The following is a 12,138-nucleotide window of genomic DNA, read 5'->3' on the forward strand; positions in this document are numbered from 1 at the left end:
CTTTCTCAAAAAGTATATCCCATGAAATACCGACTTATCACGTTTTTCTATCTCCACTTATCACGACGTTGTTCACGTGCCCCTGCCGTCCGGCAGATTTTTCGGACGGACGGGAGGCAGCCGCCATCTCTTCAGGCCCTTCCGCCTCAGGCAGCAGGAGCAGTGCGCCGCTGCGCCGGTCAAAACGGGGATGCGTCGGGATGTCGGCTTCCACAAGGCCCCCTGACGGCAGGGACTCCGCATCCCCCAGCAGAGCCAGTCCGCCCACACCGCAGGCGTAGCGTGCCCGCCCCGGCAGGCCGGGCACGGCAAAGGGGGCCGAGAGCACCCGCAGGGCGGCGCGCGACAACAGCCCGTCAGCGCCGGCCGCTTCGGCCTCGCGCGCGTCCAGTCCGTCCTGTACGGTCTCCGCAGCCGCGGAAAGCAGGAGCGGGGCAAGGCTGAGGCTGTCCTTGGCCAGCCCGGCCGCATCGGAAAGCTGCGCCAGCCAGTCCGGCGCGCCCGCGCAATCGAAGGTCACATGACACCAGCCGCGCCCGCTGCGGCCCCGCGCCAGCGGACAGTCCGCCGCATGGGTGCAGGGAGCCAGCGGCACGAACCCGCGCTCCAGCGCCGCGCCGCGCAGGCGCATGATGGTCGTGCCTCCCAGCCGCGTCCCCGGCTCCACTACCAGCAGCGACGGCGGAAGTCCGGGATCGCCGCTTTCCAGCAGCTCTTCCAGACTGTCCAGCACACTTTCCAGCCGCTGGCCGAAGAGACTGTCCTCCCGCGCATCCCGCGGGCCGTCCGATCCCTCCGGGCGCGTCGCGGCCTCCTCATCGTCCCGGACGGTCGCATCGTCACGCCGTCCTGTGCGACCGGCTCCGCCGCCGGACAACATCTCATTGAGCACATTGGCCGCCGATGCCAGCCAGAGTGCCGGCGTCCCCTCCGCCGCGCCGGAACGGGAGCGCTGCCCGCAGGCACGGGCAAGCTGCCGTGCCGCCTGCCCCAGCGGGGCGCGCACCGTGCGTACCTCCCAAGCGGGCTGGCGCAGATCCTCAGCCAGGGCGCGCAGCAGCGCACGGCCCAGCTCCAGCGGCTGGGAGGAGGCGTCCAGCGCCAGCACCGTAAGCGGCAGGGAGCGCCACTGCGGCCGGGCCAGCCAGAGCGCTATGGGCAGACTGAGCGGCCCGGCCCCCATATCCAGCAGCAGCGGACGCCGCCCCTGCTCCAGCCAGATACGGGGATCGGGCAACGGCAGGGCGGACAACAGCCGCGCCTGTCGCAGCACGTTCCAGGGCAAAAAATAATAGAGGTAAGCGCTGGTCAGCGCTGGCGACGCCCAGTAAGGGTGATGCAGATGCGCCCGCTCCACGGTCAGCAGACGGGAAAGGGCCGTCACATCCTGCGGCAGACCGCGGGCATGGGCCGCACTGAGCGGCCGCACCCGGGCCAGGGCCGCCCCGAGCCTGTCGAGCCCGTTCCGCAGATCGGCGGCCGGTTCCGGCAGCAGATGCGCGGCCAGCGACCAGCGTTCCCGGTGCGGGATGCCGCGCGGGGCGGCCTGCCGCCGCTCAGGGCCGGTCCCCTCCCTGGAGCGAGCCGCCCTGTGCTCCGCCGACCGCTCAGAGGGAGCGTCCAGGGCGTTCGCGCCGTGGCGCACGCCTTCCCGCCCGCGTCCGACAGAGGGCGGACGGCCCTCCACGGGGTCGCCTGCGCGCCGTCCGCCACCAAACGACGGCACGCGCCGCCCGTCCCTGCCCTGCTCCGGCCGATCATGCCGGGCAGCGGCCGGCGCCCGCCCCCGCGGGCGTGCCTGCCCTTCCGTGTCGGCGGGCCGCACGGCTTCCCGCAAAGCATTTTCCCGCACCGCCCGCTTCCCGCGCCGCTGTCTGGCGGAGGCTGCCGGGTCATCCTGCAGGAGCAAATTCTCATCCAGAACGGGAAAGGTCTCGTCTTCCCGCCAGTCCTCGCGCATCTGCGCTCGTTTTTCCCCATTGCCGCGGGGCTTCCCGCCCGAGGGACGGCGATCTGCATGGCGTGTCATATCAGGCATCTCCGAAGCGCATATGGCGCAAATACAGCTGATGGAATTCCGGCGATTCCGCCAGAGGGAGCAGGCGCGCCCCCGCGCAGAGGTGCGTCAGCGCCTCACGCCGCCCGGGACAGCGGGCCAGCAACACGGCCCCGTCCAGCGAGGCATTGCCCACGGCCCGTATGCGCGGCCCCAGCCCCCGCGGCACGAAGCCCAGCCGCTCGAGATGCTCCACCGGCACATGCTCGCCCAGCGCTCCCGCAAGGCAGAGACAGGCCAGATCGCCCGCCCGCAGGGCGGCGGCGTCCAGCAGGCTGTGCAAGGCCAGCGAAAAGGCCGCCTTGACCTTGAGAAGTTCCTCCACGTCCGCGGCCGTCAGACGAAGCCCGTACGGCAGATCGAGGCAGGGCTGGCCATGCCGCTGCGTCAGCCCGGCGGCCAGCCGGCCGGCCAGCGGCATGGTCACGGCCTGCGGCGTGAAATGCCCCTCCGCGTCCATGAGTCCCGTCTGGCGCAGCAGGGAAAGCAGCGACAGATAGCCCGTGGCGCTGATGCCTTCAAAGCGGGACGGGGGCTCGGCGGCCAGGGAGCTTGTCCCCGTCAGCCCCTGAGGGGAAAGGCGAAATTCCGTGATGCTCAGCGGCCCGGCCTGAAGGCCGCATTCCGGCCCGATGCCTTCCAGCGCGGGCCCGAGAGGCACGCTGACCAGATACAGGCGCTCTTCCCGGTCCAGCAGGGCCAGTTCGCCATTGGTCCCCAGATCGGCCAGCACGAAGGGGCGCGGCGTCCCGGCCGCCATGAGGGCGGCCAGCCCGGCCGACACGTCCCCGCCCACGAAGGGCGCCATAAGCGGCGGGATGTACACGGGCGGCAGATCCGGCAGCCGTACCGTCTCGTCCCCCGGGTGATCCAGCCGGTAAGGGGCCGCGCACAGGCCCGCGACGGAGCGCTCCAGCAGGATGTCCGTCATGGCCGTATTGCCGGCCACGCACAGCGCCTCCACCCGCCCGCCGACGGTACGGGTCGCCGCCAGCCCTCTCTGTACGGCCTCCCGCGCGAGCGCGGCAAGTTTTTCCGCCATGCCGGGCTGACGGGCCGTCGCCAGACGGGACATGACGTCCGCGCCCGCGCCGGCCTGGGGATTGAGGAAATGCCCCTCGGCCAGCAGCTCGCCGTCTTCCAGACGCACGGAACGATAGTATACGGAGGTGGTCCCCAGATCCACGCCCAGCGCGGCCGGCACGCCCGGCGCATCGAGGGGGGCCCCGCCGGCGACCGGGGCGGCGGCAAGGGGCACGGCGACCTCCAGCCGCAGGGAGGGCACGTCAGGGACTTGACGCCGACAGGCCAGCCGCCAGCCCTTCCCCACGGCCTCGCTGCCGAGAATCTCTTCCTCGTCCGGCAGGGGCGGCGGACATTCCCGGGCATCGCCAAAACGGACGCGGCAGCGCCCGCAGCGGCCCAGCCCGGAGCACATGGCCTGCGCGGGCAGCAGGCCGGACAGCCAGAGCGTACGGGACAACGGCGCGCCGGGCTCGGCCGACAGGTATCGGGGCGCGGCGGCATCGACAAGACTGGTGAGCATGATCTCCATGCAGGCAGAGTGCCGCAAGACGGACGGCATGGCAAGCGTGTCCGCCGGGCCGGGGCTGCCCGTGCGGGACTGCCGGGGGGCTTGCTTTTTGGCCTCGATTTTGCAACATTCAAGCCGCATTTCGTCAAGATTCTGCCGTAACGGGGGAGACATGAACAAGGTACTGGCACAAGATGAAGTGGACGCCCTGCTGCGCGGCCTTTCCGGCGGCGACATCGAAAGCGAAATGGACATGCCCGAAGAGGATGCCGACGGCGTCGTCGCCTTTGACCTCGCCAATCAGGACCGTATCATCCGCGGGCGCATGCCCGTTCTGGAGATCGTCAACGACCGCTTTGCCCGCCTCTGCACCAACGGCCTGTCCAATGCCGTGCGCAAGCGCGTGGAGCTGAACCCCATCTCCATCGACATGACCAAATTCGGGGAGTTCATGCGCTCCCTGCCCGTGCCGACCTCCATCAACATCTTCAAGATGGATCCTCTGCGCGGCAACGCCATCATGGTGGTGGACTCCCGCCTGGTCTTTGCCCTTGTGGAGAACATTTTTGGCGGAGCGGGTTCACAGCCCAAGATCGAAGGCCGTGAATTCACCCGCATCGAACAGGCCGTTGTGGACCGCATCGTCAAGATCGCCCTGGAGAACATGGAAGAATCCTGGCGGCCTGTGCATGACGTGAAGCTGGAGCTCGTCCGCAGCGAGATCAACCCGCAGTTCGCGGCCATCGTGCCGCCCAGCGACGTGGTGGTGGTCATCACCTTTGAAGTGGAACTGGACACGGCGCTCGGTTCCATGATCATCTGTCTGCCCTATGCCACCATTGAACCCATCCGCTCCAAGCTGCACGCCAGCTTCCAGACGGAGCGTCTGGAGATCGACCATGCCTGGGTGGCCCGCCTCAAGGAGCGCCTCATGGAGACGCCCGTGGATCTCAAGATCCATTTCGGCAGCACCACCATCACCGGCAATCAGCTTTTGCGCATGCAGGTGGGCGATGTGCTCGTGCTGGATACGGATGTGGAGGACCTGCTCCCCTGCACGGTGGCCGGGGTCAAGAAGTACGAAGGCATTGCCGGAACGGTGAAGGCCATGAAGGGTTTCCAGATCATCAAGGAGATCGAACCGCAATACACCTGATGCGGAAGAGATGACACGCAAGCCCCTCCTGCACAGGGGCGGGAGGCGGCCTGCGCGCCCGGCATGGGGAGGATCACGCTCCCTCTGCCGGGCAGCTTATTTCATGCGTGCGGGATCACCCGCTGCGTGCGGCCTCCCGCTGTGCGCGGGACGGTATCCGGCGCACTTGCCGGCGTGTCGTCTGGGGCATCTTGTCGGGTTGCGTCGCGCGGCGTCCCCTGCCATGAAAGACAACGGGCTCCCTTTCCGAAGAAAAGGAGCCCGTTTTCCGTTCTTTTGCCGGCAGGGACTAGCCCTGCTTCATCTGCTCGATCAGCGCGGACAGCTCCTGCGCCTGCCGGGCCAGATCGGACACGGCCTGCGCCGCCTCGCTCATGGCCTGCGCGGACTGCGCGGACATATCGTTGACCTCGAGGATGGAGCGGTTGATCTGCTCGCTGGCGGCGGACTGCTGTTCGCTGGCCGCGGCGATGGCGCTGACCTGATCCGCCGTCTTGTCCGCATCCTGCACGATGCCTTCCAGGGCGCTGCCTGATTCGTTGGCGAAGTTCGTGGCCTGCTCCACTTCCTTCACGGCGCGGTCCACGGCATCGGAGCTTTTGCCCGTGCTCTCCTGGATGGCGCGGATGGCATTGCCCACATCCGCGGTGGAGGCCATGGTCTTTTCCGCCAGCTTGCGGACTTCGTCCGCCACGACGGCAAAGCCCCGCCCGGCCTCGCCGGCGCGGGCCGCCTCAATGGCCGCGTTGAGCGCCAGCAGATTGGTCTGATCCGCAATATCGGAAATGACGCCCATGATCTGATCGATGGCCTGAGCATGCGTATTGAGCTGGGCCATGTCCGTCTTGAGGGCCAGCGAAACGTCATGCACACGCTGGATGCTTTCCAGCGCCTTACGCACGATCTCCGCCCCCTCGCTGGCCTGATGGCGCGTCTCGCCGGACATCTGCGAGGCATCGCCGGCATTCCTGGCCACTTCCTGCACGGTGGCGTTCATCTCATTCATGGCCGTCGCGGCTTCGGAAAGGCGCGTGGACGACTCCGTGGCGGAGTGGTTGGACTGCTCGATCTGGGCCGAGAGCTGCGTTGCCGCGGAGGAGATGGCATTGACGATATGCTCCAGCTGCCCGGCAGCCGCCAGCATGCCATCACGCTTGGCATTGCGCGCCTCCTCGGCGGCAGCCTCGGCCCGTTGCATGGCCTCCTGTGACACGCGGGAGGCTTCTTCCGCCTCTTCCGTCCGCTTACGCACATCGTCAAACATCTTCTTGAGGTTTTCCACAGTGCCGGTGATGCCTCCGGCCAGCAGGGACACTTCATCGCCGCGACCGGCAAGCCGCTGCATATACTGCTGTTCGTCCGCCGAAAAGTCGAGATGCCCCTCGCCCACCTTGTCCACATACTGGGCGGCCTTGCGCACCGGCACGGCAACGCTGCGCGCCATGAGGCAAATGAGACCGCCGATGATCAGGATGGCCACCACGGCGGCGGCGATATTGCTCAGCAGCAGCGTACGCCCGCCGCCAAGGATATCCTGCTTTTCCACCGACACCAGCACATACCAGTCCACCTGCGGCAGATAGCGGAATGCGGAGATCTTTTCCACGCCATTCCATTCATAGTCCAGCATGCCGTTCTTGCGCGAGAGGATCTCCCGCACCCAGGGCAGATTGCCGTCCTCGTCCCCCACATATTCGCGATTGGGGTGGATGTGCAGCAGCCCCGTCCCGTCATAGACCATGCTGATGCCCGTGGCGGACAGCGTGATCTTGTCCGTGCACAGACGGCCGATGGCGTCCAGATCCAGCTCGGCAGCCAGGACGCCCAGACGTGTCCCCCGGGCATCGTCCACGGCAACGGCGATGTTGGTCAGGGGTTTTTTGTCGTTGCTCTTGCCGTTCTCCGCGGCGAAGCCTTCCTGCATGGCCGTACGGAAAAGAGGACTCTGCGCGCGCGAAACGCCGGCATGCTCCATGTCGCTGCCGGCAAGGATCACGCCATCGGCGCCCAACAGTTCGACATCGTCCACGAAGTCGTAGGATGATACGAATTCCGCCAGTTCTTTCTGGATGACCGCCGCCGTCGCCGGGTCGGCCCGGCCGCCGCCGGCGGCTGTTGTGGACAGAAAGGCGTTGATGCTGTCGATGCCGCCTTCCTTGTGCAGACCGGCCCGCAGGAGAGCCAGCATGGTGGTCAGCTCGCGCTGCTGCGAATCCACGGCAAGCCGCATCTCTTCATCGACACGCTGACGCAGATAATGATCCGCCAGCGTGGAACTGATGCCGGTGAGACACAACAGGCCGAGCAGCGCCGGTGCAAGTATGCCCAGAAGCATTTTGGGGAACAGGCCCAGTTTCATGTTGCCTCCCTGACGCCGTCCGACCGGCCGGGAGCGAGGGCTCCGGCTGGTTGCACGAAGATTATGCCGACGGGCCGCTCCAGCCCCGCTCCGCCCGAACGAGATCCGGGACGAGATCCGGGCGACAGGCGTACGATCGTCGTCAGCCTTTATCTCTTATCGGTCGTTTTGCTGATTTGTCACCATACCTGGCCAATTTTTTTCACAAAAAAACGCCAAAGACCGAATGATTCTGTCTTTGAGGTCTACTTTCTCGCCCAAAACGTTTTTTACTATTTCGCAACCTGCAGCCGCTTACCGCTCAGACTCTCCACCGTCAGCCGCAGGACGCGCGTCGCGTTTCCCGCCGCATCGGCATAGGCGGCGCCGTCAAAGCCAGCGGCGTACTTTTGGGCAAGGGCCAGCAGGCCGTGGCGCTTTTCCGCGGCATCGACCACTTCCTCAATCCGGCCTTCCAGCATGACGCTTTCGTATTCGATGGTGAATTCCTGAGGAACGACGCGGGTCGGCCCGACCACCACAAAATGCGCCCGCGCGCAGGCACGCAGACACTCCAGCTTGCGGCCGTCTCGCGCGCAGTGCATATAGAGCACAAGGGGGGAGTCCCCCTGCGCGGCATAGGTCAGCGGCACACCATAGGGCGTGCCTTCCGGCGTCAGCAGCGAGAGGACGCCGTATTCCCCCTCCTCAAGGAGACGGCGCACCGCCTCCTCGCCTGTCTGTCTGTCCTTGCGTCGCATGGGATGCATGTCTGGCCCTCCTTGCCGGCGGATCATCTGCCGCGTATCCAGTAGGTCTCAAAGCCGTCGTCCAGCCAGCCGTCGGCAATGGCCGAAAAGCCCGCCGTCCTGAAAAGCTGCTGATACTCCCGCCGCGTCCTGCGCCAGCCCCAGAACTGCTGCCGCCGGATACCGAGAAAATGCAGGGCCCCGCGGATGACGATCTTGAGGGCGTTGACGAAGCCGCCCACCGCCGAATCCTCTTCCAGCAGGGAGGCCGACAGACAGATGAGCTCGCCGCCCGGCGCGAGCTGGGCACGCAGCTCCGCCAGCAGATGCTCCAGTTCCCGCTGGGGAATGCCGTAATCCACCGTGGACAGATAGATCATGTCGTACTGGACGTCGGCGGGCAGGCAGGCGGGCGGCAGCCCGATATAAATGCGCTCGCCGGGGATGATCTTGCGCAGCCAGCGCAGGCTGACGGTACTGGGCTCATTGACGTGCAACTCCAGCTCCGGCATCTCCTCGAGCAGAGTCTTTTCCATGAAGCCTACGCCACTGCCGATGGACAGGACGCGCACCGGTCCCGTGCGCTCCACCCCCTGCGCGGCCAGCTGGGCACGCAACTCGCCGGCGAGCCAGCGGGCATCCTTGCGCTTGTTCTCACGCCAGGCCGCGGGCAGATCGTCCCAGCCCTGATAGCGCCGGAACAGTTCCTCATAGAAGGTGGCGTAAAACTTGGGCTCCGCAAGATGGAAGAAGGAGATGTGGGAGAAGGCCGTAAAGGGGATACCCTGCCAGCTTTCCTGATAAAATCGCCGCACGTTGCCTCCGAGCCGGCTGTATGACCGGCGCTGCGTAGTTCCTGTCAGTATAGCCCAACCCCCGGGCAGGCGCAATGCCTTCCGTCCGACGCCGGGCATCGTCCCTGCGCCGCACGCTGCCGGGGCTTGCGGGGACTGGTGGCGCGGATGCCCCGCATGAAGGGCGCGTCCGCCAGCGGGAAAGCTGCCCCTTTCCGGCAGCGACGGCGCGGAAAAGGGCAGCTTGAGCGGACAGTATGCGGGCCGGCCGGCGCTAGCGGCTTTCCAGCGCCGCCACAGACGGCAGCTTGATGCCTTCCAGCAGCTCCAGCGATGCGCCGCCGCCGGTGGAGATGTAGCCCATCTTGTCGGCAAGTCCGTAGCTTTCCACGGCGGCGACGGTATCTCCGCCGCCCACGACCACAAAGGCCTTGTCGGACGCCAGCGCTTCGGCCAGCGCCCGCGTCCCCTTGTGGAAGGGCTCGTATTCAAAGGCGCCCACGGGCCCGTTCCAGACCACGGTAGCCGCATCGGCCAGCAGCTTCGCATAGGCCGCCACGGTCTTGGGGCCGATGTCCAGGATCATGGCGTCGGCGGGCACGGCGTCCACGTCGCAGACCGTCGCCCGCTGCCCGGCGGCCAGTTCGGGGGCGGTGGCCACATCCACGGGCAGCGGCAGCATCTTGCCGAGCTCCTCAGCCTTTTTCATAATGCGGCGCGCATCATCCAGCAGCTCCGGTTCATACAGCGATTTCCGCACATCGTGCCCGGCAGCCGCCAGAAAGGTATTGGCGATGCCGCCGCCCACGATGAGACAGTCCACCTTGTCCAGCAGGTTTTCCAGCAGCGAGAGCTTGGTGGACACCTTGGAGCCGCCGATGACGGCCACCAGCGGACGGGCCGGATGATCAAGCACCCTGGCGAAGGCATTGAGCTCCGCCATCATAAGCGGCCCGGCGCAGGCGACCTTCGCCTTGCGGATGGCGCCCTCGGTGGACGAGTGGGCGCGGTGCGCCGCTCCGAAGGCGTCCATGACATAGATGTCGCCCAGGCCGGCCAGTTTGGCGGCCAGATCAGGATCGTTCTTCTTTTCGCCCTTGAAAAAGCGGACGTTCTCCAGCAGCACCACTTCGCCCGGCGCGACCTTGACGCTCTCGATGTCGGACGCCAGCGGGACCGGCCTGCCCAGCAGCCCGGCAAGATGTTCGGCCACCGGGGCCAGCGAGAATTTGGGGTCGAACTCCCCTTCGGTGGGCCGCCCGAGATGGGAGAGCAGCACGACGCCCGCCCCCTTTTCCAGCGCCAGCCGGATGCCGGGCAGCGCGGCACGGATGCGCTTGTCGCTGGTGATGCGGCCGTCCTTCATGGGCACGTTGAGATCCTGACGGATGACGACGATCTTGCCCGCGCAGTCCATGTCCTTGAGTTCCTTGATGGCCATGCTCATACTCCTTGTGGAATGGCGTCCTGTACGTTACTTCGCGGCCGTACCGCGCACCACATCTTCCGCCAGGGCAACGAGATGTTCGACGGTGAAGCCGAATTCCCGCGCCAGCACCTTGCCCGGCGCGGAAGCGCCGAAGCTTTCCATGCCCAGCACCGCCCCGTCGAGGCCCACATATTTGCTCCAGTAGCCCGCCGAAGCCGCTTCCACGGCCACGCGGGCACGCACGGCGGCCGGCAGCACCGCTTCACGGTAGGCGGCTTCCTGCGCGTCGAAGCGTTCGCAGCACGGCAGGGAGACCACGCGCACGCGGCGACCGCCGCGGGAGAGCTGCGCGGCCGCTTCCAGCGCCAGCTCCACTTCGGAGCCCGTGGCGATCAGGATGATGTCCGGCGTCCCGCCGTCATCGGCCAGCACATAGCCGCCGCGGGCAATGGCGGCGACGCGGGCCGCATCGCGCGCCACAAAGGGCAGGTTCTGCCGTGAAAGCGAAAGCACTGTGGGCGTCCGCGCGTTCTCAAGCGCGCACTGCCAGGCCACGGCCGTTTCCACGGTGTCGCAGGGCCGCCAGACCTCCACGCCGGGCATCAGGCGCAGACCGGCGATCTGTTCCACGGGCTGATGCGTGGGGCCGTCCTCGCCCACGCCGATGGAGTCATGCGTGAAGGCCCAGACGGCACGAATCCGCATGAGCGCCGCCAGACGGACGGCATTTTTGGCGTAATCGGAAAAGACCATGAAGGTTCCGCCGTAGGGGATGAAGCCGCCATGCACGGCCAGACCGTTCATAATGGCGCTCATGCCGAATTCCCGCACGCCATAGGAAAGGTAATTGGCCTCGGCCCAGTTGCCCGCCGCGACGTCAAGACGGACGGAAGCGGCCGTCTTCGTGCCGACGGAGCCAGTCAGATCGGCCGAGCCGCCCAGCATCTCCGGCAGGCGGGGCACAAGATCTTCCAGCGCGCGCTGGCCGGCCACGCGGGTGGCGATGCTCTCACCGGCCGCAACGGCCTTTTGCACGGTCGCAGCGGCGATCTCCGTCCAGTCGGCGGGCAGTTCGCCCCGCATGCGGCGGGCGAATTCGGCGGCAAGCTCGGGATAGGCTTCGCTATAGGCGGCAAACCGGGCTTCCCAGGCCTTCTGGGCGGCGGCGCCCTTTTCCCGGCAGTCCCAGGCGGCGGCGATGTCGGCGGGGATCTCGAAGGGGGCGGCTGTCCAGTCCAGTGCCGCCCGGGTGGCCGCGGCCTCTTCCGGGCCGAGGGGCGAGCCGTGGCAGGCGGCCGAATCGACCTTGTGCGGCGAGCCGAAGCCGATGTGCGTGCGGCAGATGATGAGGCTGGGATGCGCGGCATCGGCCCGGGCCTCGGCAAGGGCCTTGTCCAGCGCGTCCGCATCATGGCCGTCCACCGGGCCGATGACCTGCCAGCCATAGGCACGGTAGCGGGCCGCCACGTCTTCGGTGAACCAGCCGGACACGTTGCCGTCGATGGAGATGCCGTTGGCGTCGTAGAGCGCGATGAGCTTGCCCAGTCCCCAGACGCCGGCCAGCGCGCAGGCCTCATGCGAGACGCCTTCCATCAGGCAGCCGTCACCCAGAAAAACATAGGTATGATGATCCACGATCTCGTGACCGGGACGGTTGAAGCGTGCCGCCAGCAGTTTTTCGGCCAGCGCCATGCCCACGGCGGAGGAGATGCCCTGCCCCAGCGGCCCGGTGGTCATCTCCACGCCCGGGGTATGCCGGTATTCGGGATGGCCGGGCGTCAGGGAGCCCCACTGCCGGAACTGCCGGATGGCGTCCATGTCCAGCGCATAGCCGGACAGATGCAGCAGGCCATACAGCAGCATGGAGGCATGCCCGTTGGAAAGCACGAAGCGATCCCTGTCCGGCCAGTGCGGATCGGCGGGATTATGGCGGAGCAGATGCCGCCAGAGGGCCTCGGCCATATCGGCCATGCCCAGCGGCGCGCCGGGATGACCGGAGCGGGATTGTTCGATGGCGTCTATGGCCAGGGCGCGGAGGGCATTGGCGCATTGCCTGCGAGTCGGCATGGGGAGTTCCTTCTC

8 protein-coding genes are annotated in these 12,138 nt (G+C 67.0%); 1 reads left to right on the forward strand and 7 read right to left on the reverse strand.

Annotation, left to right across the window (positions count from 1 at the left end; translation table 11 throughout):
- Positions 1-37 precede the first annotated feature (37 nt).
- Positions 38-2,029, reverse strand: a complete 1,992-nt coding sequence (locus tag Q0J54_RS03130) for a small ribosomal subunit Rsm22 family protein (RefSeq protein WP_296303922.1) — start codon at positions 2,027-2,029, stop codon at positions 38-40.
- A gap of 1 nt (position 2,030) precedes the next feature.
- A complete protein-coding gene (locus Q0J54_RS03135; RefSeq protein ID WP_296303924.1) occupies positions 2,031-3,602 on the reverse strand; it encodes an ASKHA domain-containing protein in 1,572 nt (523 codons plus the stop codon).
- A gap of 160 nt (positions 3,603-3,762) precedes the next feature.
- Between Q0J54_RS03135 and fliM the strand changes: the two genes are divergently transcribed.
- Entirely contained in the window at positions 3,763-4,746 is a 984-nt protein-coding gene (fliM, locus tag Q0J54_RS03140; RefSeq protein ID WP_296303925.1) for a flagellar motor switch protein FliM, read from the forward strand.
- Positions 4,747-5,035: 289 nt separating this feature from the next.
- Here fliM and Q0J54_RS03145 read toward each other — a convergent pair whose 3' ends face one another.
- The 5 genes from Q0J54_RS03145 to tkt all read right to left on the reverse strand — a co-directional run bounded on the left by Q0J54_RS03145 (position 5,036) and on the right by tkt (position 12,123).
- Complete coding sequence (locus Q0J54_RS03145) at positions 5,036-7,105, reverse strand: methyl-accepting chemotaxis protein (protein ID WP_296303927.1); 2,070 nt, start codon at positions 7,103-7,105, stop codon at positions 5,036-5,038.
- A gap of 272 nt (positions 7,106-7,377) precedes the next feature.
- Positions 7,378-7,854, reverse strand: a complete 477-nt coding sequence (locus tag Q0J54_RS03150; RefSeq protein ID WP_296303928.1) for a pyridoxamine 5'-phosphate oxidase family protein — start codon at positions 7,852-7,854, stop codon at positions 7,378-7,380.
- A gap of 23 nt (positions 7,855-7,877) precedes the next feature.
- Positions 7,878-8,648, reverse strand: a complete 771-nt coding sequence (locus tag Q0J54_RS03155) for a hypothetical protein (protein WP_296303930.1) — start codon at positions 8,646-8,648, stop codon at positions 7,878-7,880.
- Positions 8,649-8,901: 253 nt separating this feature from the next.
- On the reverse strand, positions 8,902-10,068 hold the full coding sequence (locus tag Q0J54_RS03160; RefSeq protein WP_296303932.1) for a phosphoglycerate kinase: 1,167 nt from the start codon (positions 10,066-10,068) through the stop codon (positions 8,902-8,904).
- Positions 10,069-10,101: 33 nt separating this feature from the next.
- Positions 10,102-12,123, reverse strand: coding sequence for a transketolase (gene tkt, locus Q0J54_RS03165; protein ID WP_296303933.1), 2,022 nt, complete (start codon positions 12,121-12,123; stop codon positions 10,102-10,104).
- Between the last annotated feature and the right edge of the window lie 15 nt (positions 12,124-12,138).

The organism is uncultured Desulfovibrio sp. (assembly GCF_944324935.1).
GTDB lineage: Bacteria > Desulfobacterota > Desulfovibrionia > Desulfovibrionales > Desulfovibrionaceae > Desulfovibrio.